Genomic DNA, 19,832 nt, shown 5'->3' with positions numbered 1-19,832 from the left:
GACCCGCCCGGTGCGCCCCGGCGGTCAGCGGCCGATCGGGGCGGTCAGCGCGCCGGTGACGCCGACCAGGTCGGCCGGGGCCAGCTCGACCTCCAGCCCGCGCCGGCCGGCCGAGACGTACACCGTGGCGTGGGCGAGCGCGCTGTCGTCCACCACGGTGCGCAGCGGGCGGCGCTGACCGAGCGGGGAGATCCCGCCGAGGACGTAGCCGCTGCTGCGCTCGGCGGCCGCCGGGTCCGCCATCGCGGCCCGCTTGCCGCCGACGGCGGTGGCGAGCGCCTTGAGGTCCAGCCGGCCCGCGACCGGGACGACGCCCACCGTGAGCACCCCGTCGACATCGGCGACCAGGGTCTTGAAGACCCGCTCGGGCGGCACGCCGAGCACCTCGGCGGCCTCGCCGCCGTAGGAGGCGGCGGCCGGATCGTGCGGGTAGGAGTGCACGGTGAACGCCACCGCGGCGTTCTCCAGGGCGACGGTGGCGGGCGTTCCCCCGCCGGCCTTCTTCGGCTTCCTGGCCATCGGGACCTCTTCGAACGCGTGGGTGAGCGTAATCAGTTGGGACTGAACGACTGCCGGGTCAGATCGACCGCGGGCAGCGACGGCAGCCAGCTGAGCACCGCCGTCTCGCGGCGCAGCAGCTCCAGCTCGGAGGTCAGCCGCCGGGCGGTGTCGGGGCAGGCCAGCAGCTCCTGCTTGACCGGCGTCCCGAACACCGAGGCCGCGGCCACCAGGTAGGAGAGCACCTGCGGGTCGTCCGGCAGCTCCTGGCGGCCGACCGTGCTGGCCTCGCGGGCGCCGGCCAGCCGCTTCTGGTACGCCCGGAACGCCCGCTCGACGCCGGAGGCCAGTGCCCCGGCGCCCTCGCCGGGCAACTCCTCGAGCGTCTCGATCTCGCCGTTCAGGTACGCGCCGCCGGTGTCCACCGAGCGCAGCCGGAACCGGGTGGTCCCGGTGACCAGCAGCTCGTACCGGCCGTCCGGCTGCTCCTGGGCCGAGGCGACGTCGGCCACGCAGCCGACGTGGTACAGCGCCTCCAGAGGGTCCCCGGTGACGGTGCCCAGGCCGTCCAGCGGACCGGCCGGGCCCTCCTCGGGCCGGACCGGCGCGACCTCGCGGCCGTCCTTGATGGCGAGCACGCCGAACCGCCGCGGCTGGTCCTCGGGGAGGGCGAGCAGGTCGGCGACCAGACGGCGATAACGCTCCTCGAAGATGTTCAGGGGCATCACCAGGCCCGGGTAGAGCACGGTGTTCAGCGGGAAGAGCGGCAGCCGTTCTGTCACGGCCGACAGCGTAGTTCCCCGGACGGCCGCCTCGCGCCCGGGTTATCCGCGCTGGAGCATCCGGGTCGCGCCCGCGGCGACCGTGGTGGCGAGGATCCAGCCGACGATCACCAGCCCGGAGGCCACCCACTGGCTGAACCCGCCGGGGTTCCAGCCCTGCTGACCGAGGTCGACGACCGGCAGCAGCTGGCCGAGCGCGTACAGCACCGGGTTCCAGTGCGGGCTCTCGTCGGCCTTGAGCGGCTGGAGCCGGTGGGCGGCGAAGTAGCCGCTGCCGAGCGCCCAGGCGAGCAGCAGCCAGAGCGCGGCCCGGCCGGGGCGGAAGCCGTAGCCGACGGTGACGTCCTGGACCCGGCCCCAGAGCCGGGCCGGCAGCGGCAGGGTCTGCCGGCGGCGGCGCTGCTTGGCGTACAGCACCTCGCGGGCGTCGTCGTCGGCGCCGTCGCGGCGCAGGGCGGCGGCCAGCTGCTCGTAGGACTCGGGCTGGAACTCCACCGAGGAGCCCTCCAGCCAGGCGATCCGCTGCGGGACGGTGAAGGGCGCGGCCGGGCGCAGGCACTCGTAGGTGAAGCCGGTGAGGCCGAGGTGCCTGCCGTGCGGCCAGGAGTCCGGGGCGTCGACCAGGTTGCCCACCCGGGCGCGCGAGAGCGAGACCTTGCCGGTGGGCGGGGTGCGGCAGGTGAAGCGCAGCTCGGGGGTCTGGATCCGGCGCAGCGCCAGCTCGTCGTCCGTGCCCAGATGGAACTCGGCGTCGGAGATCAGGCAGGCGTTGTCGAAGCGGCTGTCCGAGAGCCGGACGGCGCCGTGCGCGCGGAACGGCGTGCCGGCCACGCCGGCCGTGACGACCTGGCCGTAGCCGGAGCCGTAGTACGAGCCGGAGGAGGACCAGCCGCCGTCCGCCGAGCCGCTGAGGTACAGGGTGTGGCCGACGGTGACCCGGACGGCGTTGAGGGCGTTCGGGTTCTCCGGGACGGCGTACAGCTGGGCGCCGCGCAGCGAGAGCCGGCCGCCGATCCGGGCGGAGCGCAGGCTGACCTCGCCGCGCGACTCCAGCCGGTCCGCCTCGAAGTCCTGGCTGACGGCCAGGCCGTCGGCGGACAGCGCCCGGCCGAACCGGTCGCCGCCGAGGACGGCCTGGTTGAGCAGCAGGTCGGTGCCGATCCGGGAGTCGGTGAGCCGGACGCCGCCCGGTATTCGGCAGCGGGCCAGGTGCAGGTCGCCGGAGGTGGTCAGGCGGGAGGCCTCCAGCCGGGGGATCGCGCAGCTGACGAAGCGCAGGGTGCCGGCGTCGGCCTCGGACACCAGGACCTTCCGCTCGAAGCGGCAGTCGTGCACCTCGACGTAGTGGCCGATGGTGCCGCCGGCCAGCACCAGCGGGCCGGTGACCCGGGCGCCGGTCAGCTTGAGCGAGGCGACCCGGCCGGGGGCGGCCGGCGGGCCGTCCAGCAGCAGGTGGGCCAGGACCTCGGCGCGGACGGTGCGCCCGGGGCCCCAGGGCGCGTCGCCGAAGGGGTCGTCCAGCGGGGTGCCGGTCCGGCCGCCGGCGCCGTTCTCCGGTTCGGCGCCGCGGGCCCGCAGGTCGTACACCTCGCCCTGGCGGAACGCCTCCCAGAGCCCCTGCTCGGTCCGCGTCCAGCCGTCCGGCGCACGCTCCGCCATCGTTCCCCCGTCTCCCCCGGTCGTCTCGCCTTTCGTATCACGGACTGAAATGCGGGGCCGCCGGTTCCGGCCACTCCTTACACTGGGTGGCGTGATCTCTCGAATCGACCTGCGCGGATCCCTCGACGACCCGCGCGACCTGCTGCCCCGTGCCGACTTCGACGTCGCGGCCGCCCTGGAGACGGTGCGCCCGATCGCCGAGGACGTGCATCATCGCGGGGTCGCGGCGCTGATCGACATCACCGAGCGTTTCGACGGCGTGCGGCTGGAGTCCACCCGGGTGCCCGCCGAGCAGCTCGCCGAGGCCCTGGAGACGCTGGACCCGAAGGTCCGCGCCGCGCTGGAGGAGTCGATCCGCCGCGCCCGCCTCGTCCACGCCGACCAGCGCCGCACCGGGCACACCACCCAGGTCGTGCCGGGTGGCACGGTCACCCAGCGCTGGGTGCCGGTGGACCGGGTCGGCCTGTACGTGCCGGGCGGCCTCGCCGTCTACCCGTCCTCCGTCGTGATGAACGTGGTGCCCGCGCAGGAGGCCGGGGTGACCGGCATCGCGGTGACCTCGCCGCCGCAGAAGGCCTTCGGCGGCCGGGTGCACCCGACGATCCTGGCGGCCTGCGCGCTGCTCGGCGTCACCGAGGTGTACGCGGTCGGCGGCGCCCAGGCGGTCGCCATGTTCGCGCTCGGCACCGAGGAGTGCGAGCCGGTCAACATGGTCACCGGTCCGGGCAACATCTACGTGGCGGCGGCCAAGCGGTACTTCGCGGGCCGGATCGGCATCGACTCCGAGGCCGGTCCGACCGAGATCGCCGTCCTCGCCGACGACAGCGCCGACCCGGCGGAGGTCGCGGCCGACCTGATCAGCCAGGCCGAGCACGGCCCGACCTCCGGCTCGGTGCTGGTCACCGACTCGCCCGAGCTGGCCGAGGCGGTCGAAGCCGAGCTGAAGACGCAGGTCGCCCGGACGAAGCACAGCGCGCGGGTGGCCGAGGCGCTGGGCGGCCGGCAGTCCGGCGTCATCCTGGTCGACGACCTGACGCAGGGCCTGGCGGTGGTGAACGCCTACGCCGCCGAGCACCTGGAGATCCAGACCCGGGACGCCCACGCGGTCGCCGACCGGGTCCGCAACGCCGGCGCGATCTTCATCGGCCGCTACACCCCGGTCTCGCTGGGCGACTACGCGGCCGGCTCCAACCACGTGCTGCCGACCGGCGGCTGCGCCTGCCACTCCTCCGGACTCTCCGTGCAGACCTTCCTGCGCGGCGTCCAGGTCGTCGAGTACGACCGGGAGGCGCTGGCCGGCATCGCCGCGCACGTCGTCAACCTCGCGGACGCCGAGGACCTCCCCGGTCACGGCGACGCCGTCAAGGCACGTTTCGTGGGAGACGAACAGAACTGGCACAGCGACTGGACGGTTCCCCGCTCGTGAAGATCGACGACCTCCCCATCCGCGCCGAACTGCGCGGACAGTCCCCGTACGGCGCACCGCAGTTGGACGTCCCCGTCCAGCTGAACACCAACGAGAACCCGTACCCGCTGCCCGCGGAGCTGGTGGCCCGGATCGCCGAGCGGGTGGCCGAGGCCGCCCGCGGCCTCAACCGCTACCCCGACCGGGACGCGGTCGAGCTGCGCGAGGGCCTGGCCGCCTACCTGACCACGACGACCGGTTTCGCGCGCACCCGCGAGCAGGTCTGGGCCGCCAACGGCTCCAACGAGATCCTGCAGCAGCTGCTCCAGACCTTCGGCGGCCCCGGCCGCACGGCGCTGGGCTTCGAGCCCTCCTACTCGATGCACGCGCTGATCTCCCGGGGCACCGGCACCGGCTGGCTCTCCGGGCCGCGAAACGCGGACTTCACCATCGACGTGGACGCCGCCGTCGCGGCGATCGCCGAGCACCGGCCGAACGTCGTCTTCGTCTGCTCGCCGAACAACCCGACCGGCACCGCCGTCGCCGCCGACGTGGTGCTGCGGCTCTACGACGCCGCGCAGGCCGCCCGGCCCAGCCTGGTGGTCGTGGACGAGGCGTACGTCGAGTTCTCGCACCGCGCCTCGCTGCTGCCGCTGCTGGAGGGCCGCCCCAACCTGGTGGTCACCCGCACCATGTCCAAGGCCTTCGGCGCGGCGGGCCTGCGGCTGGGCTACCTGGCCGCCGACGCGGCTGTGGTGGACGCGGTGCAGCTGGTCCGGCTGCCGTACCACCTGTCGGCCGTCACCCAGGCCACCGCGCTGGCCTGCCTGGAGCACACCGACACCCTGCTCGGGTACGTGGGCCGGCTCAAGGCCGAGCGGGACCGGCTGGTCGACGCGCTGCGCGGGCTGGGCCTGGAGGTGACCGAGTCGGACGCCAACTTCGTCCAGTTCGGCCGCTTCGCGGACACCCACGCCGTCTGGCAGGCGATCCTCGACCGGGGCGTCCTGGTCCGGGACAACGGCGTGCCCGGGTGGCTGCGCGTCACCGCCGGCACCCCGGCCGAGAACGACTCCTTCCTGGACGCCGTCCGCTCCGCCCTCCCGTCGCCCGCCCCCACCCCCGCAGCGGCGCGCTCCGCGCGCGCGGCCAGTCAGGAGCTGTAACCCGCATGTCCCGCATCGGACGCGTTGAACGCACCACCAAGGAGACCTCGGTCCTGGTCGAGATCGATCTCGACGGCACCGGCCGGACCGAGATCTCCACGGGCGTCGGGTTCTACGACCACATGCTCGACCAGCTCGGCCGCCACGGCCTCTTCGACCTCACCGTGAAGACCGACGGCGACCTGCACATCGACACCCACCACACCATCGAGGACACCGCCCTCGCGCTGGGCGCCGCCTTCAAGCAGGCGCTCGGCGACAAGGTCGGCATCTACCGGTTCGGCAACTGCACGGTGCCGCTGGACGAGTCGCTCGCCCAGGTCACGGTGGACCTCTCCGGCCGCCCCTACCTGGTGCACACCGAGCCGGAGTCGATGGCGCCGATGATCGGCAGCTACGACACCACCATGACCCGGCACATCCTGGAGTCCTTCGTGGCCCAGGCGCAGGTCGCCCTGCACGTCCACGTGCCGTACGGGCGAAACGCGCACCACATCGTGGAGTGCCAGTTCAAGGCGCTGGCCCGGGCCCTGCGCTACGCCTCCGAGCGCGACCCGCGCGCGGTCGGCATCCTCCCCTCGACCAAGGGTGCGCTGTGAGCAAGTCCGCGATCGTCCTCCTCTTCGTCGGCCTGTTCCTGGCCGGCGGCGTCATCTCGTTCTGGAAGCAGAAGATCCCGAAGGGCGTCATCGCCGTGCTCGCCATAGGCTCGGTGCTCTGCCTGGCCTCCGGCCTCATGCGGCTGTAGACCCGCCCCCGGCGCCGCCCCGCGGGACGGCGCCGCACAGAGCCGCTTCGGAACAGCCGAGAGACTTGGACACCTGAACATGGGCAAGAACGTCGTCGTACTCGACTACGGGTCGGGCAACCTCCGCTCGGCCCAGCGCGCCGTCGAGCGCACCGGCGCGACCGTCACCGTCACGTCGGACTTCCAGGCCGCGATGGACGCGGACGGCCTGCTCGTCCCCGGCGTCGGGGCCTTCGAGGCCTGCATGCGCGGGCTGAAGGCCGTCCGCGGCGAGCAGATCATCGGCCGCCGCCTCGCCGGCGGCCGCCCGGTGCTGGGCATCTGCGTCGGCATGCAGATCCTCTTCGAGAAGGGGGTCGAGCACGGCGTGGAGACGCCCGGCTGCGACGAGTGGCCGGGCACCGTCGAGCCGCTGGACGCGCCGGTCGTCCCGCACATGGGCTGGAACACCGTCGACGCCCCCGAGGGCAGCCGGCTCTTCGCCGGCCTGGACGCCGACACCCGCTTCTACTTCGTGCACTCCTACGCGGTGCGCCGCTGGGAGCTGGAGGTCCACAGCGCGCGGCTGCACGCCCCGCTGGTGACCTGGGCCACGCACGGGCAGCCGTTCGTCGCGGCCGTCGAGAACGGCCCGCTCTGGGCCACCCAGTTCCACCCCGAGAAGTCCGGCGACGCCGGCGCCGCCCTCCTGACCAACTGGGTCAACACCCTCTGACGATCTGAGAGTTGCCACCATCATGAGCCGCCTCGAACTGCTCCCCGCCGTCGACGTCCGGGACGGCCAGGCCGTCCGCCTGGTCAAGGGAGCCTCCGGCACCGAGACCTCCTTCGGCGAGCCGCTCGCCGCCGCCCTCGCCTGGCAGAACGCCGGTGCCGAGTGGCTCCACCTGGTCGACCTGGACGCCGCGTTCGGCACCGGCAGCAACCGCGACCTGCTCCGCGAGGTGACCGCCGCGCTGGACATCAAGGTCGAGCTGTCCGGCGGCATCCGCGACGACGAGTCGCTGGCCGCGGCCCTCGCCACCGGCTGCACCCGGGTCAACCTGGGCACCGCCGCCCTGGAGAGCCCCGAGTGGGTCGCCAAGGTCATCGCCGAGCACGGCGACAAGATCGCCGTCGGCCTGGACGTGGTCGGCACCACCCTGCGCGGCCGCGGCTGGACCCGCGACGGCGGCCAGCTCTTCGACGTGCTGGCCCGCCTGGACGCCGAGGGCTGCGCCCGCTACGTGGTCACCGACGTCAACCGGGACGGCACCCTGACCGGCCCCAACCTGCGGCTGCTGCGCGACGTCTGCGCCGCCACCGACAAGCCGGTGGTCGCCTCCGGCGGCGTCTCCTCGCTGGACGACCTGCGCGCCATCGCCACTCTCGTCGGCGAGGGTGTCGAGGGAGCCATCGTGGGCAAGGCACTCTACGAGCAGAAGTTCACCCTCGAAGAGGCCCTGGAGGCGGTTTCAGGATGACGGAACGTCAGGTCGTACGCGGTCGGGTGGCCGGGTTCTCCCCCAAGGAGGACGAGTTCGGCTACTCGCGGGCGGTCGCCGCGGGAGACCACGTGCACGTGGCCGGCTCCACCGCCTGGGTGGACGGGAAGATCGAGCACGAGGGCGACCCGTACCTGCAGACCCTCGCCGCGTTCGGCGTGGGCCTCAAGGCCCTGGCCGCGTACGGCCTGACGACGGACGACGTGGTCCGTACCCGGATGTACATCACCCACTCCCGCGACGCCGACGAGGTGGGCCGCGCCCACCGCGCGCTCTTCGACGCCGCCCGCCCGGCGGCCACCATGGTGGTGGTCGACGGCCTGATCGACTCCCGGATGATGGTCGAGGTCGAACTCGACGCCTACCGCGCCGGGCTCGCACGCACTCTGGAAGGCAAACAGCCGTGACCCTCGCCGTACGTGTCATCCCCTGCCTGGACGTCGACGCCGGCCGGGTGGTGAAGGGCGTCAACTTCCAGAACCTGCGCGACGCCGGTGACCCCGTCGAGATGGCCAAGCTCTACGACGCCGAGGGTGCCGACGAGCTGACCTTCCTCGACATCACCGCCTCCTCCGGCGACCGCGAGACCACCTACGACGTGGTCCGCCGCACCGCCGAGCAGGTCTTCATCCCGCTCACCGTCGGCGGCGGCATCCGGGCCGTCGACGACGTCGACAGGCTGCTGCGGGCCGGGGCGGACAAGGTGGGCGTCAACACCGCGGCCATCGCCCGCCCGGAGCTGGTCCGGGAGATCGCCCAGCGCTTCGGCCGGCAGGTGCTGGTGCTGTCGGTGGACGCCCGGCGCTGCCCCGAGGGCACCGAGACCGCCTCGGGCTTCGAGGTCACCACGCACGGCGGGCGCCGCGGCACCGGCCTGGACGCCGTCGAGTGGGCGGGCCGCGCGGCCGAGCTGGGCGCGGGCGAGATCCTGCTCAACTCGATGGACGCGGACGGCACCAAGGACGGCTACGACCTGGAGCTGGTCCGGGCCGTCCGCAAGACCGTGGCCGTCCCGGTGATCGCCTCCGGCGGCGCCGGCAAGCTCGCCGACTTCGCCCCGGCGGTGGAGGCCGGCGCGGACGCCGTCCTGGCCGCCAGCGTCTTCCACTTCGGCGACCTGCGGATCGGCGAGGTCAAGGACGCGCTGCGGGCGGCCGGGCACCCCGTCCGCTGAGGACGCGCCGCCCGGGCCGCCCGGGTGCGCGGCCGGCCCGGGCGGCTCCGCTCAGGCGTCCTGCCGCGGGTCGCCCTTGATCAGGGCGAACGGCGCGCCGAACGGGTCCGCCAGCCACGCGATCCGGCCGACCTCCGGGACGTCCGCGGCGGGCATCAGCACCGCGCCGCCGGCCGACTGGGCGCGGCGCACCAGCTCGTCCACCGTGTCGGTGGCGAAGTACGGCGTCCAGGACGGCGGCTGCCCCTCGTCCCTCACCGGGGCGACGCCGCCGAAGCTGGTGGCCCGCAGGTCGCCCTCGGCGGGGGAGAGCACCAGGTACGTCATCCCCGGGGCCGGGAACTTCTCGTTGCGCCAGCCGAAGACCTTCTCGTAGAAGCCGAATCCGGCCTCCGTGTCGGTGGTGTGCAGCTCGGACCAGACCAGCGCGTTGTCCGCGGACACCGCGTCCAGGCCCTTGGTGGTGCCGGCCTGCCAGATCGCGAACTGCGCGCCCTGCGGGTCGGTCAGCTGGGCCATCCGCCCGGCGTCCATGACGTCGAACGGCGCGGCCCGGACGGTGCCGCCGGCCTGCTCGACGGCCCTGGCGGTGGCGTCCGCGTCCGCGGTCTTGAAGTACGTCGTCCAGGCGGACTTCGCACCCTCCTCGGTGAGCGGCCCGATCGCGCCCACGGTCTTGCCGTCGGCCTGCAGGAAGCCGTAGCCGCCCGTCTCCGGGCCGAGGTCCTGGAACGTCCAGCCGAACACCGCGCCGTAGAAGGCGGCGGCCGCGGCCGGGTCCGGACTGCCGAGGTCGATCCAGCAGGGCGAGCCGATGGGAAAGTCGGTGGTGAGCATGAGGTGGTGCTCCTTCGACGGAAAGACGGCCGGGCGGCGTTCCGGAGGCGCGGCCGCGCCTCTTCCCGGCCCGTTGCGAGTCTGCACCCCGCCACTGACATCCGCAGCCGGGGCGGCCGCGGGCACGTCCCCGCGGCCGCCCGCCCGGGCCCTACCCCCGGGCCGCCGGCAGCGGGAACAGGTGGTGCAGCGCGGCGAGCGCGTCCGGCGGGCCGTCCACCGACAGCTCGGTGCGGGCGCCCCGGCCGTGGACGAACAGCACCAGCTCGCCCGGCTCGCCGGTGATCCGCACCGTCGGCGCCCCCGCGGGGCCGGCCGTCAGGCTCCGGCCGTCCGGGTGGCACAGCTCCAGCCGGGCGGGGGAGCGGCGGCCCTCCAGCCGGGCGAGCAGCGGCAGGCGGCGCCAGAGCGCCTCGCCCCGCCCGGGCGGCACCGGCCGCGCCTGCCAGGGGTCGCCCGCCCGCACGACGTCCTCGGCGTGCACGAAGTACTCCACGGTGTTCGCCGCCTCGTCGGCGCCGGGCAGCGCGAAGGGGGAGAGCAGTGGCGGGCCGGCGCGGAACGTCCGCAGCAACTCCTCGTACGGGCGCTCGGCGTAGCCGGTGCGCACCCGCTCGGTCCAGCCGGCCAGCGGGCCGATCCGGATGCCGGCGGCGGCGTCCGGCCGGTGCTCGCGCAGGACCAGGTGGGCGGCGAGGTCGCGGGTGGTCCACCCGGCGCAAAGGGTGGGGGCGTCCGGTCCGGCGGCGGCGAGGAGTCCGGCCAGCCGGTGGCGCTCGGCGAGGGCGTGGTTCGACATGCGGACAGCCTAGGGGCCCGGCCCCGGGCCGGGCCGTCAGCGCAGGTGTCCGGAGAGCCGGACGCCGCCCGGGCGGTTGCTCGCCGTCAGGGTGCAGGTGAAGTCCCGCCAGCCCTGCTGGTAGTAGGTCATGGACGGACCGAACGGGTACCCGTAGTAGGGGCCGCCGCCGCCCTGGCGGGCCTCGGCGGCGGCCTGCGCCGGCTGGCAGCCCTCCCGCATCGCCTTGCCGATCTGGCTGTCGCCGGTCAGCCCGTCCGGCAGCAGCAGGTCGGCGATCGCCTCGCCGTCGTGCTCGCCCTCGCAGGGGCGGGCCTCCGGCTTGGTGACCGTCTTGTTCAGCTGCGGGTGGTCGAAGCAGGAGCCCACCGGGAGGAAGGTGTACGGCACCGTCCTGGTCGGTGTCGGGGTGGGGGTCGGGGTGGGCGTGGGCGTCGGGGCGGCCGTGCTGGGAGCGGGCGGCGGCGCCGGCGCGACCGGCTTCTTCTCGGGCCAGAGCAGCACGGTGGCCACCACCGCGAGCAGGACGGCCAGCACCGCCGAGACGGCGAGGACCAGGCCCCGCGACGGACGGGAGGCGGCTGCGGGGGGCTGCTCGGAGGTCATGGCCACGAGAATGGCCCACTCCGGGGCCCGGTGACAGGCGGTTGGCACAACTCGTACGAGCAGACCGGTCCGGTGCGGCCGAGCGGAGCCCGGCCGCGGAGGGGGTCGGTTAGGCTCGCCCCGGCACGACACGATCCCAGGAGTTGCGGATGCGCGTCGGAATCACCGGTCACCACGGCCTGTCGGGTGGCATCACCGAGATGCTGGTCCGCGGGGACCTCTGGAACCTCGTCACCACCTTCGGCTCCTACGACCTGGTCGGCGTCACCTGCGCCGGCGAGGGCCCGGAGAGCTGGTTCGCCCGGTCCGTGCTGGACCACGGCGGCAAGCTGGAGGTGATCGTCCCCGCCGGGGCGGCGCCGGTGGGCCGCGCCGAGGACCGGCACCGGGGCACCCGGCTGCGGCTGATGAACGAGGCCGGCGCCGTCCACCGGCTCGCCGCCGTCGAGCACGGCGGCCTCGGCGACGACACCGCCCGCGCCCTGGTCGGCATGGTCGACGAGGTGATCGCGGTCTGGGACGGCGAGCCCGGCAGCGAGCCCGCCCACGTCGCCGAACTGGCCCGGCGGGCCGGGCTGTTCGTCCACCGGATCTGGCCGCAGGGCTGCGAGCGGCCCGCCTGAGCCGCGGCCGGGGGCGGGCCGGGCGCGCCGCCGCGCGGGCCGGGCCGCGATCCGGACGGCGGCCCGGCGGCCGGGGCCGGGCTGACACAATGGCCCCATGTCCACCACACCCGCCGCCCCCGGCTCCACCGCCCTGGCCCCCGAGATCGCCGCCCGGCTCAAGCGCACCGACGACGGCCTGCTCCCGGCCGTCGCGCAGCAGTACGACACCGGCGAGGTGCTGATGCTGGGGTGGATGGACGACGAGGCGCTGCACCGCACCCTCACCACCGGCCGCTGCACCTACTGGAGCCGCAGCCGCCGGGAGTACTGGGTCAAGGGCGACACCTCGGGCCACGTCCAGCGGGTCGTCTCGGTGGCGCTGGACTGCGACGGCGACACCCTGCTCGTCAAGGTCGACCAGAGCGGCGCGGCCTGCCACACCGGCGACCGCACCTGCTTCGACGCCGACGTGCTCCCGCTCGCCTGATCCCCCAGCCCACCACGACCAGAAGGTGCCGCCCGCCATGGACCTCGAAGCCTTCCGCAAGCTCGCCGTCGACACCCGGGTCATCCCGGTCACCCGCAGGCTCCTCGCGGACGGCCTCACCCCGATCGGCCTCTACCGCAGCCTCGCCGGCGAGCGCCCCGGCACCTTCCTGCTGGAGTCCGCGGAGCAGGGCCGCAGCTGGTCCCGCTACTCCTTCGTGGGCGTGCGCAGCGCCGCCACGCTGACCGCCGGCGCCGACGGCAACGCCCGCTGGCTCGGCGCCCCGCCGGTCGGCATCCCCACCACCGGCGACCCGCTCCAGGTGCTGCGCGCCGCGCTGGAGGCGCTGCACACCCCGCGCCGCACCGACGACGGCCTGCCCCCGCTGACCGGCGGCCTGGTCGGCTACCTCGGCTACGACGTCGTCCGCCGGCTGGAGAAGCTGCCCGACCTCAACCCGGACGACCTGCGGCTCCCCGAGCTGACCATGCTGCTCGCCACCGACCTCGCCGTGCTCGACCACGCCGACGGCACGGTGCTGCTGATCGCCAACGCGGTCAACCACAACGACCTGGCCAGCGGCGTGGACGAGGCCTACGCGGACGCGGTGGCCCGCCTCGACGTGATGGAGGCCGACCTGCTGAAGCCGGTCGACCCCGGCCTCGCCACCTTCACCCCGGCCGGCCCCGGGGAGGTCCGCTCGCCGTTCGGCGGCGCGCCGTACCGGGCGGCCGTGGAGGAGATCAAGGAGCGGATCCGGGCCGGCGAGGCCTTCCAGGTGGTGCCCTCGCAGCGGTTCGAGGCGCCCTGCCCGGCCTCCGCGCTGGACGTCTACCGGGTGCTGCGCACCACCAACCCCAGCCCCTACATGTACCTGTTCCGCTTCCCCGGTCCGGACGGCGCCGCCGAGGGCGGCTTCGACGTGGTCGGCTCCAGCCCCGAGGCGCTGGTCAAGGTCACCGAGGGCGAGGCGATGCTGCACCCGATCGCCGGTACCCGGCACCGCGGCGCCACCCCGCACGAGGACGCCGAGCTGGCCGCCGAGCTGCTCGCCGACCCCAAGGAGCGGGCCGAGCACCTGATGCTGGTCGACCTCGGCCGCAACGACCTCGGGCGGGTCTGCGAGCCGGGCAGCGTCGAGGTGGTCGACTTCATGCAGATCGAGCGGTACAGCCACGTCATGCACATCGTCTCGACGGTCACCGGGCGGGTGGCGCCCGGCCGGACCGCGTTCGACGTGCTGACCGCCTGCTTCCCGGCCGGGACGCTCTCCGGCGCGCCGAAGCCGCGCGCGATGCGCATCATCGAGGAGCTGGAGCCCACCCGTCGGGGCCTGTACGGCGGCTGCGTCGGCTACCTGGACTTCGCCGGGGACTCCGACACCGCGATCGCGATCCGCACCGCCGTCCTGCGCGACGGCACCGCCTACGTCCAGGCGGGCGCGGGCGTGGTCGCCGACTCGGACCCGCACGGCGAGGACACCGAGTGCCGCAACAAGGCCGCCGCCGTCCTGCGCGCCGTGGCGACCGCCAACACCCTGCGCACGCCGACGCTCTAGCGACGCCCAGCAGCGAGGAGGCCACGATGTCGGACGACCGGCAGCCCACCGGATCGGCCTGGGACGTCCTGGCGGGCACCCGGCTGCCGCCCGGCCACCGGGTGGAGATCACCGCCGGGAAGGTCACCATGACGCCGCGCACGGCCGCCTCGGCGGCGATCGCGCGGGCCGTCGCCGCGCAGGCCGGGGAGCAGTCGGCCGGGCGCGGCACGGTGCTGGCCCAGGCCGTCGTGGACTTCCCGTCCGCGCGGTACGGCTACGCGCCGGACGTGGCCCTGGTCGCCCCGGGCGCGCGCCCCGGGGCCGGGGGCCGGTACGGCTGGCGCGACCTGGAGGCGGTGCTGGAGGCCGTCCCGCGCGGTCAGCAGGACGAGGACTTCGTGCGCAAGCACCGCTTCTACGCGGAGTGCGGGATCCCGCTGTACGTGCTGGTGGACCCGGCGGAGGCGGTCTGCACGGTGTACAGCGCGCCGCAGCCGGCCGGGACGTACCGGGAGGCGGAGCGGGTGCCGTTCGGCAACGACCTGTTCCTGCCGCTGGCGGGGCGGACCCTGGTGCTGCGGACCGACGACTTTCCGGTCGAGTCGCCGACCCCGGGTGCGGAGCCGGGCGGCGGCCGGGGGATAGTGGACGGGTGAGCGTTCCTACCCAGTCGCGTGCCGAAGCCGTATCCGCCGCCCCCGCCAGGTCCGGGCGCCGTACGCTCGGCCTGATGCTGCTGCTGACCGTGCTGGGCGCGGTGCTGGTGCTGACCGCCGTCGGCCGGGTCTGGGCCGACGGCGTGGCCGGCACCCTGGAGGTGTCCGTCACCGGCAGCCGGATCTCCGAACTGCCCGGCGGGCTGGCCCTGGTGGCGATGGCGGCGGCGCTGGCGGTGTTCGCGGTGCGCGGCGCCGGCCGGATCGCCGTCGGCCTGCTCACCCTGCTGGCCGGCCTCGGCGCGGCGGCGACCGCGGCCGCGGGGGCGGGCGACAGCGCCGCGCTGGACGGCGAGGCGGCCCGCAAGCTGGCGCTCTCCGGCACCACCGCCACCGAGGTCGGCCACACCGGCTGGCCCTGGGTGGCCCTGGTCGGCGGGCTGCTGCTGGCCCTGGCCGGGCTGCTGGTCGTCCGGTACGGGCGGAGTTGGCCGGCCATGGGCAGCCGCTACGACGCCCCCACCCGGACGGCGCCGGCGAAGGCGGCCGAGACGCCGGCGGACCTCTGGAAGGCGCTCGACCGCGGCGAGGACCCGACCGCGGGCTGACCCGCCCCCGCCCCGCCCCCGATGTGACCCGATAGACGAGCACCCCCTTTGGGCCGACGGTGTGTGGCCCGGCACAATGGAACACGTCAACCCGCCAGGGGCCCGCCGGGGCCCGGCCGGGCCCCGGAGAACCAAGGAGCACCGCAGATGTCGGCAGCAGCACACGGCCACAACCCCGCCGCCTGGACCGGCGTGACCATCTCCTTCGTCGGCTTCGCGATCGCGGGCGTGGCGATGATCCTCCCGTCGGTGCCGGTCGTCTGGGGCGGCCTGGCGGTCGTCGTGCTGGGCGGCGTGATCGGCAAGGCCATGTCGATGGCCGGCATGGGCAAGCAGCCCAGCCCGCACGTCGAGACCGTGGAGGACCGCGCCGCGGCCGCCGCCGTCGTCGCCGCCGCCTGACGAAGCCCCGCGCGGTACCGAACGGCGGGCGCCACGCCCGCCGTTTCGTCGTCCCGGCCGGAACGTTTCGCCGCCGGAGGCCGTTTCGTGCCCCCGGCGGCCGCGTCGTACCGGCACAATCGTGGGCGTGAACGCCGCACCCCTCGTCTCCGCCCGGCCGTCCGTCCTGCGCCGGCTCGGTCCGCCGCTGGCCGCCCTGGCCGCGGCGGCCGTCCCCACCGTGTACCTCGCGGTGGTCGACCCGAACGCCCCCGGCCACTACCCGACCTGCCCGTTCCTGGCGGCCACCGGCTGGTGGTGCCCGGGCTGCGGCGGCCTGCGCTGCGTCCACGCCCTCGCCCACGGCGACCTCAGCGGCGCGCTGCACGACAACGCGGCCGCGGTGCTGCTCTTCGCGGTGCTGGCGCTGCTCTGGGTGCGCTGGGTGTGGGCGGCGCTGACCGGGGGACCGGCGCCCCGGGTCGCGCTGGGCGCCCGCCGCTGGGCGCTGGTCGCGCTGCTGGTCCTGGTGTTCACCGTGGTGCGCAACCTGTCGGTGGGCGTGGGGCTGGCGCCGCCGCTGATCTGACCCGGCGCGGTGTGGACGGTGTGAAGCCGCAGTTGGGAGGCGTGTCGGGGGGCATGTCGGGGGGCGTCCGTTCCGCGAGACGCGCGCCGGGTGGATGCGCCTCGCGCTCCCCGGTGCCGATACCATCGAAGGGCCGGCGGGCCCATTGGCCGTCCGGCTCCTCGCTAGCAGAACTAGCAGAACTGATGGGGGCGCTCGCGTGAGTGTGCTCGACACGATCATCGAAGGGGTCCGCGAGGACCTCGCCGAGCGGCAGGCCGAGGTCTCACTGGACCAGCTCAAGGAGCTCGCCGCCAAGGCCCCGGACGCCAAGGACGGCGTCGCCGCCCTCAAGGGCGACGGGGTGCGGGTGATCTGCGAGGTCAAGCGCTCCAGCCCGTCCAAGGGAGCGCTGGCCGCCATCGCCGATCCGGCCGCCCTGGCGACCGACTACGCGGCGGGCGGCGCCGCGGCGATCAGCGTGCTGACCGAGCAGCGCCGCTTCGGCGGCTCGCTGGCGGACCTGGACGCCGTCCGCGCCGCGGTGGACACCCCGCTGCTGCGCAAGGACTTCATCGTCACCGCCTACCAGCTCTGGGAGGCCCGCGCGCACGGCGCCGACCTCGCGCTGCTGATCGTCGCCGCGCTCGACCAGCCGGCCCTGGTGTCGCTGATCGAGCGTGCCGAGTCGATCGGCCTCACCCCGCTGGTCGAGGTGCACGACGAGGAGGAGATCGCCCGCGCGGTGGACGCCGGTGCGAAGATCATCGGCGTGAACGCCCGCAACCTCAAGACCCTTGAGGTGGACCGCAACACCTTCGGCAACATCGTGCACGCGATCCCGTCCCACGTGGTCAAGATCGCCGAGTCCGGTGTGCGCGGCCCGCTGGACGTCATCTCCTACGCCAACCTGGGCGCCGACGCGGTGCTGGTCGGCGAGACCCTGGTGACCGGCCGGGACCCGCGCGCCGCGGTGGCCGACCTGGTCGCCGCCGGTGCGCACCCCGCCCTGCGGCACAAGGACTGATCCCGCCGCCATGAAACTCGCCTCCCGTCTCGCTCCCGGTTGCCGCCCGCGCGGCTGCCGCGCGCCCGCACGCCGGGTGCTGGGCAGGCGGGTGCGCTACGTGATCGGCTGCGAGCCCGGGCAGGTGCAGGGCCGCCGATGGCGCAGGACGCACGGCCGCTAGGCCGTTCCGACGTCACTGCCGTCATCTGCGAGAAGGACTCCACCATGTCCGAGAAGGACTACCTGCCCGGCGCCGAGGTGCCGGACGCCCGCGGTTACTTCGGCGCCTACGGGGGCCGCTTCATCCCGGAGGCGCTGGTCGCCGCCGTCGAACAGGTCGCCGACGAGTACGAGAAGGCCAAGGCCGACCCGGCCTTCGCGGCCGAGCTGGACGGGCTGCTGAAGGACTACACCGGCCGCCCCTCCCCGCTGACCGATGTGCACCGCTTCTCCGCCGAGGCGGGCGGCGCGCGCGTCCTGCTCAAGCGCGAGGACCTCAACCACACCGGCTCGCACAAGATCAACAACGTGCTGGGCCAGGCCCTGCTGACCCGGCGGATGGGCAAGACCCGGATCATCGCCGAGACCGGCGCCGGCCAGCACGGCGTGGCCACCGCCACCGCCTGCGCGCTGTTCGGCTTCGACTGCACCATCTACATGGGCGAGGTCGACACCCAGCGCCAGGCGCTGAACGTGGCGCGGATGCGGATGCTCGGCGCCGAGGTGGTGTCCGTGACCTCCGGCAGCCGCACCCTCAAGGACGCCATCAACGAGGCGTTCCGCGACTGGGTCGCCAACGTGGACTCCACCCACTACCTGTTCGGCACGGTGGCCGGCCCGCACCCGTTCCCGATGATGGTCCGCGACTTCCACCGGGTCATCGGCGTCGAGGCCCGCGAGCAGGTGCTGGAGCGGACCGGACGGCTGCCGGACGCCGTGGTCGCCTGCGTCGGCGGCGGCTCCAACGCGATGGGCATCTTCCACGAGTTCATCCCGGACGCCGCGGTGCGCCTGATCGGCTGCGAGGCGGCCGGCGAGGGCGCCGAGACCCCGAAGCACGCCGCCACCCTCACCAAGGGCGACCCCGGGGTGCTGCACGGCTCGCGCACCTACGTCCTGCAGGACGAGGACGGCCAGACCATCGAGTCGCACTCCATCTCGGCCGGTCTGGACTACCCGGGCGTCGGCCCGGAGCACGCCTGGCTGAAGGACACCGGCCGGGCCGAGTACCGCCCGGTCACCGACGACGCCGCCATGCAGGCCCTGCGGCTGCTGTCCCGCACCGAGGGCATCATCCCGGCCATCGAGAGCGCCCACGCGCTGGCCGGCGCCCTGGAGCTGGGCCGCGAACTCGGACCGGAGGCCACCATCCTGGTCTCGCTCTCCGGGCGCGGCGACAAGGACATGCACACCGCGGCCGAGTACTTCGGCCTGTACGACGAGACCGGCGGCAAGGCGGCCGGCAACGCCGGCGACGGCACCGGCAACGGGGGTAAGTGACCATGGCTTCGAAGCTCAGTGACGTCCTGGCCGGGGCCAAGGCGGAGAACCGCGCCGCGCTGATCGGCTACCTGCCGGCCGGCTTCCCGACCGTCGACGGCGGCGTGCGCGCCGTCAACGCGCTGATCGAGGGCGGCTGCGACGTCGTCGAGATCGGTCTGCCGCACTCCGACCCGGTCCTGGACGGCCCGACCATCCAGACCGCCGACGACATCGCGCTGCGGGCCGGGGTGAAGATCAAGGACGTGCTGCGCACCGTCCAGGAGGTGGCCACCGCCCACCCCGCGGCGGCGGTGCTGGTCATGACCTACTGGAACCCGGTCGACCGCTACGGCACGGCGCGCTTCGCCGCCGACCTGGCCGCCGCCGGCGGGGCCGGCTGCATCCTGCCGGACCTGCCGGTCGAGGAGTCCGAGGAGTGGCGCAAGGCGGCGGGCGAGCACGGCCTCGACACCGTCTTCGTGGTCGCCCCCAGCAGCAGGGACAAGCGCCTCGCCGAGGTCACCGCGGCGGGCTCCGGCTTCGTCTACGCGGCCGCGGTGATGGGGGTGACCGGTACCCGGGCGCAGGTCGGCAACCTCGCCGAGGACCTGGTCGCCCGGACCAGGGCCACCACCGACCTGCCGGTCTGCGTCGGCCTCGGCGTCTCGACCGCCGCCCAGGCCGCCGAGGTGGCGGGCTTCGCGGACGGCGTGATCGTCGGCTCGGCCTTCGTCCAGCGGATCCTGGACGCCGACGGGGACGAGCCGGCCGCGCTGGCCGCCGTCCGCGAGCTGGCCGGCGAGCTGGCCCGGGGCGTCCGCCGCCGGTAGGCACCCGCGTCCGACACCGACGGCCCGTCGCCCCCACCGGAGGGGGCGGCGGGCCGTCGGCGTGCCCGGCCGGACCCGAACGGGTGAACAAGGCGGCTCCGACGCATCAGGTGGGGTTGACCGGCGTTGAGTGGAGGGACGAGTGCACGAACCACGTGTACGCGGGCGTGAAGCGAACGGAAGGGGTCCGCCGGTGCCGGGTCTGCAGCGAGCCGTCCTGCTGCGGGCGGCGGCCGCCGTGCTGGCCCTGTCCGCGGCGGTCGGGGCGGACACCGCGGTGGGACACGCGCTGGCCAGGCGGGGGGCGGAGCGGGCCGAGCGGGACGCGTACGTCTGCGCCGAGGCGGCCCGGGTGGACGCGGTGGCGCGGGCGACGCGCTCGGCGCACGAGAGCCGCCCGGACCTCCACGACCCCGGGCGCCCGCCGGGCTGCGACCCGAACGGGCACTAGAACACATTCGGGCAGAACGCCATCAGACGTCACTCATCCGGCTTAATTCCTGAATAT

The 19,832-nt window shown here is 74.6% G+C and carries 25 protein-coding genes; 19 read left to right on the top strand and 6 right to left on the bottom strand.

Translation table 11 applies throughout. From position 1 onward, the window contains the following. Positions 1 to 24 precede the first annotated feature (24 nt). Genes ybaK through ABZ497_RS00930 form a run of 3 tightly spaced genes read right to left on the bottom strand, consistent with a single transcriptional unit; the run spans position 25 to position 2,939 of the window. Positions 25 to 519, bottom strand: coding sequence for a Cys-tRNA(Pro) deacylase (gene ybaK / locus ABZ497_RS00940; protein ID WP_329487231.1), 495 nt, complete (start codon positions 517 to 519; stop codon positions 25 to 27). Positions 520 to 551: 32 nt separating this feature from the next. Beyond that, positions 552 to 1,280, bottom strand: coding sequence for an LON peptidase substrate-binding domain-containing protein (locus tag ABZ497_RS00935; RefSeq protein ID WP_329487230.1), 729 nt, complete (start codon positions 1,278 to 1,280; stop codon positions 552 to 554). 42 nt (positions 1,281 to 1,322) lie between these two features. Continuing rightward, on the bottom strand, positions 1,323 to 2,939 hold the full coding sequence (locus ABZ497_RS00930; protein WP_359802487.1) for an oxidoreductase: 1,617 nt from the start codon (positions 2,937 to 2,939) through the stop codon (positions 1,323 to 1,325). A gap of 91 nt (positions 2,940 to 3,030) precedes the next feature. Here ABZ497_RS00930 and hisD point away from each other — a divergent pair, with 91 nt between their 5' ends. The 8 genes from hisD (at position 3,031) to hisF (ending at position 8,916) form a co-directional block, all read left to right on the top strand. Continuing rightward, on the top strand, positions 3,031 to 4,365 hold the full coding sequence (hisD, locus tag ABZ497_RS00925) for a histidinol dehydrogenase (RefSeq protein WP_352287180.1): 1,335 nt from the start codon (positions 3,031 to 3,033) through the stop codon (positions 4,363 to 4,365). After that, positions 4,362 to 5,510, top strand: a complete 1,149-nt coding sequence (locus ABZ497_RS00920) for a histidinol-phosphate transaminase (protein ID WP_359802484.1) — start codon at positions 4,362 to 4,364, stop codon at positions 5,508 to 5,510. The genes hisD and ABZ497_RS00920 overlap by 4 nt, the downstream gene beginning before the upstream one ends. A gap of 5 nt (positions 5,511 to 5,515) precedes the next feature. After that, on the top strand, positions 5,516 to 6,109 hold the full coding sequence (hisB, locus tag ABZ497_RS00915) for an imidazoleglycerol-phosphate dehydratase HisB (RefSeq protein ID WP_329487226.1): 594 nt from the start codon (positions 5,516 to 5,518) through the stop codon (positions 6,107 to 6,109). Continuing rightward, positions 6,106 to 6,258, top strand: a complete 153-nt coding sequence (locus ABZ497_RS00910) for a hypothetical protein (protein ID WP_329487225.1) — start codon at positions 6,106 to 6,108, stop codon at positions 6,256 to 6,258. The genes hisB and ABZ497_RS00910 overlap by 4 nt, the downstream gene beginning before the upstream one ends. A gap of 79 nt (positions 6,259 to 6,337) precedes the next feature. Beyond that, the gene (hisH, locus tag ABZ497_RS00905) at positions 6,338 to 6,973 is read left to right on the top strand and encodes an imidazole glycerol phosphate synthase subunit HisH (RefSeq protein ID WP_329487224.1); all 636 of its coding nucleotides are present in this window, start codon (positions 6,338 to 6,340) and stop codon (positions 6,971 to 6,973) included. Positions 6,974 to 6,995: 22 nt separating this feature from the next. After that, positions 6,996 to 7,721: a bifunctional 1-(5-phosphoribosyl)-5-((5-phosphoribosylamino)methylideneamino)imidazole-4-carboxamide isomerase/phosphoribosylanthranilate isomerase PriA gene (gene priA / locus ABZ497_RS00900; protein ID WP_329487223.1), complete on the top strand. Its 726-nt coding sequence runs from the start codon at positions 6,996 to 6,998 to the stop codon at positions 7,719 to 7,721. Continuing rightward, positions 7,718 to 8,149 carry a Rid family hydrolase gene (locus tag ABZ497_RS00895; protein WP_329487222.1) on the top strand — a complete coding sequence of 144 codons (432 nt, stop codon included), beginning with the start codon at positions 7,718 to 7,720 and terminating at the stop codon, positions 8,147 to 8,149. The genes priA and ABZ497_RS00895 overlap by 4 nt, the downstream gene beginning before the upstream one ends. Continuing rightward, complete coding sequence (gene hisF / locus ABZ497_RS00890; RefSeq protein WP_329487221.1) at positions 8,146 to 8,916, top strand: imidazole glycerol phosphate synthase subunit HisF; 771 nt, start codon at positions 8,146 to 8,148, stop codon at positions 8,914 to 8,916. The genes ABZ497_RS00895 and hisF overlap by 4 nt, the downstream gene beginning before the upstream one ends. A gap of 51 nt (positions 8,917 to 8,967) precedes the next feature. Here hisF and ABZ497_RS00885 read toward each other — a convergent pair whose 3' ends face one another. The 3 genes from ABZ497_RS00885 to ABZ497_RS00875 form a co-directional block, all read right to left on the bottom strand. Continuing rightward, complete coding sequence (locus ABZ497_RS00885) at positions 8,968 to 9,753, bottom strand: VOC family protein (protein WP_359802480.1); 786 nt, start codon at positions 9,751 to 9,753, stop codon at positions 8,968 to 8,970. 151 nt (positions 9,754 to 9,904) lie between these two features. Beyond that, the gene (locus tag ABZ497_RS00880) at positions 9,905 to 10,552 is read right to left on the bottom strand and encodes a TIGR03085 family metal-binding protein (RefSeq protein ID WP_359802478.1); all 648 of its coding nucleotides are present in this window, start codon (positions 10,550 to 10,552) and stop codon (positions 9,905 to 9,907) included. 36 nt (positions 10,553 to 10,588) lie between these two features. Beyond that, positions 10,589 to 11,158 carry a hypothetical protein gene (locus ABZ497_RS00875; protein ID WP_359802475.1) on the bottom strand — a complete coding sequence of 190 codons (570 nt, stop codon included), beginning with the start codon at positions 11,156 to 11,158 and terminating at the stop codon, positions 10,589 to 10,591. Between the two features lie 149 nt (positions 11,159 to 11,307). Here ABZ497_RS00875 and ABZ497_RS00870 point away from each other — a divergent pair, with 149 nt between their 5' ends. The 11 genes from ABZ497_RS00870 (at position 11,308) to ABZ497_RS00820 (ending at position 19,775) form a co-directional block, all read left to right on the top strand. After that, positions 11,308 to 11,781 carry a hypothetical protein gene (locus ABZ497_RS00870; protein WP_329487217.1) on the top strand — a complete coding sequence of 158 codons (474 nt, stop codon included), beginning with the start codon at positions 11,308 to 11,310 and terminating at the stop codon, positions 11,779 to 11,781. 97 nt (positions 11,782 to 11,878) lie between these two features. Beyond that, positions 11,879 to 12,250: a phosphoribosyl-AMP cyclohydrolase gene (hisI, locus tag ABZ497_RS00865; RefSeq protein ID WP_329487216.1), complete on the top strand. Its 372-nt coding sequence runs from the start codon at positions 11,879 to 11,881 to the stop codon at positions 12,248 to 12,250. A 37-nt stretch (positions 12,251 to 12,287) separates the two neighbouring features. Further along, positions 12,288 to 13,808: an anthranilate synthase component I gene (locus tag ABZ497_RS00860; protein ID WP_359802472.1), complete on the top strand. Its 1,521-nt coding sequence runs from the start codon at positions 12,288 to 12,290 to the stop codon at positions 13,806 to 13,808. Between the two features lie 26 nt (positions 13,809 to 13,834). Continuing rightward, positions 13,835 to 14,446: a Uma2 family endonuclease gene (locus tag ABZ497_RS00855; RefSeq protein WP_359802469.1), complete on the top strand. Its 612-nt coding sequence runs from the start codon at positions 13,835 to 13,837 to the stop codon at positions 14,444 to 14,446. Beyond that, positions 14,443 to 15,054, top strand: a complete 612-nt coding sequence (locus tag ABZ497_RS00850) for a TIGR02234 family membrane protein (RefSeq protein ID WP_329487213.1) — start codon at positions 14,443 to 14,445, stop codon at positions 15,052 to 15,054. The genes ABZ497_RS00855 and ABZ497_RS00850 overlap by 4 nt, the downstream gene beginning before the upstream one ends. Before the next feature lie 147 nt (positions 15,055 to 15,201). Then, positions 15,202 to 15,456, top strand: coding sequence for an HGxxPAAW family protein (locus ABZ497_RS00845; RefSeq protein ID WP_352287201.1), 255 nt, complete (start codon positions 15,202 to 15,204; stop codon positions 15,454 to 15,456). 127 nt (positions 15,457 to 15,583) lie between these two features. Next, positions 15,584 to 16,024, top strand: a complete 441-nt coding sequence (locus ABZ497_RS00840) for a DUF2752 domain-containing protein (RefSeq protein ID WP_352287203.1) — start codon at positions 15,584 to 15,586, stop codon at positions 16,022 to 16,024. A 199-nt stretch (positions 16,025 to 16,223) separates the two neighbouring features. Further along, on the top strand, positions 16,224 to 17,030 hold the full coding sequence (gene trpC / locus ABZ497_RS00835; protein ID WP_329487210.1) for an indole-3-glycerol phosphate synthase TrpC: 807 nt from the start codon (positions 16,224 to 16,226) through the stop codon (positions 17,028 to 17,030). 207 nt (positions 17,031 to 17,237) lie between these two features. Continuing rightward, entirely contained in the window at positions 17,238 to 18,512 is a 1,275-nt protein-coding gene (gene trpB, locus ABZ497_RS00830; protein ID WP_359802465.1) for a tryptophan synthase subunit beta, read from the top strand. A 2-nt stretch (positions 18,513 to 18,514) separates the two neighbouring features. Then, the gene (trpA, locus tag ABZ497_RS00825) at positions 18,515 to 19,324 is read left to right on the top strand and encodes a tryptophan synthase subunit alpha (protein WP_329487208.1); all 810 of its coding nucleotides are present in this window, start codon (positions 18,515 to 18,517) and stop codon (positions 19,322 to 19,324) included. Positions 19,325 to 19,517: 193 nt separating this feature from the next. Beyond that, positions 19,518 to 19,775: a hypothetical protein gene (locus ABZ497_RS00820; protein ID WP_359802462.1), complete on the top strand. Its 258-nt coding sequence runs from the start codon at positions 19,518 to 19,520 to the stop codon at positions 19,773 to 19,775. Positions 19,776 to 19,832 lie beyond the last annotated feature (57 nt).

The sequence above is a fragment of the Kitasatospora sp. NPDC005751 genome, assembly GCF_040630835.1.
Taxonomy (GTDB): domain Bacteria; phylum Actinomycetota; class Actinomycetes; order Streptomycetales; family Streptomycetaceae; genus Kitasatospora.
This window is presented reverse-complemented; position numbering and strand designations above follow the sequence as displayed.

Coding starts and splice junctions, on each gene's coding strand:
- ABZ497_RS00880 (WP_359802478.1), bottom strand. CDS start 10,552: ATGTCGAACCACGCCCTCGCCGAGCGCCACCGGCTGGCCGGACTCCTC.
- ABZ497_RS00845 (WP_352287201.1), top strand. CDS start 15,202: ATGTCGGCAGCAGCACACGGCCACAACCCCGCCGCCTGGACCGGCGTG.
- ABZ497_RS00930 (WP_359802487.1), bottom strand. CDS start 2,939: ATGGCGGAGCGTGCGCCGGACGGCTGGACGCGGACCGAGCAGGGGCTC.
- ABZ497_RS00885 (WP_359802480.1), bottom strand. CDS start 9,753: ATGCTCACCACCGACTTTCCCATCGGCTCGCCCTGCTGGATCGACCTC.
- hisI (WP_329487216.1), top strand. CDS start 11,879: ATGTCCACCACACCCGCCGCCCCCGGCTCCACCGCCCTGGCCCCCGAG.
- trpB (WP_359802465.1), top strand. CDS start 17,238: ATGTCCGAGAAGGACTACCTGCCCGGCGCCGAGGTGCCGGACGCCCGC.
- ABZ497_RS00875 (WP_359802475.1), bottom strand. CDS start 11,158: ATGACCTCCGAGCAGCCCCCCGCAGCCGCCTCCCGTCCGTCGCGGGGC.
- hisH (WP_329487224.1), top strand. CDS start 6,338: ATGGGCAAGAACGTCGTCGTACTCGACTACGGGTCGGGCAACCTCCGC.
- ybaK (WP_329487231.1), bottom strand. CDS start 519: ATGGCCAGGAAGCCGAAGAAGGCCGGCGGGGGAACGCCCGCCACCGTC.
- hisB (WP_329487226.1), top strand. CDS start 5,516: ATGTCCCGCATCGGACGCGTTGAACGCACCACCAAGGAGACCTCGGTC.
- ABZ497_RS00870 (WP_329487217.1), top strand. CDS start 11,308: ATGCGCGTCGGAATCACCGGTCACCACGGCCTGTCGGGTGGCATCACC.
- trpA (WP_329487208.1), top strand. CDS start 18,515: ATGGCTTCGAAGCTCAGTGACGTCCTGGCCGGGGCCAAGGCGGAGAAC.
- ABZ497_RS00860 (WP_359802472.1), top strand. CDS start 12,288: ATGGACCTCGAAGCCTTCCGCAAGCTCGCCGTCGACACCCGGGTCATC.
- ABZ497_RS00895 (WP_329487222.1), top strand. CDS start 7,718: ATGACGGAACGTCAGGTCGTACGCGGTCGGGTGGCCGGGTTCTCCCCC.
- priA (WP_329487223.1), top strand. CDS start 6,996: ATGAGCCGCCTCGAACTGCTCCCCGCCGTCGACGTCCGGGACGGCCAG.
- ABZ497_RS00855 (WP_359802469.1), top strand. CDS start 13,835: ATGTCGGACGACCGGCAGCCCACCGGATCGGCCTGGGACGTCCTGGCG.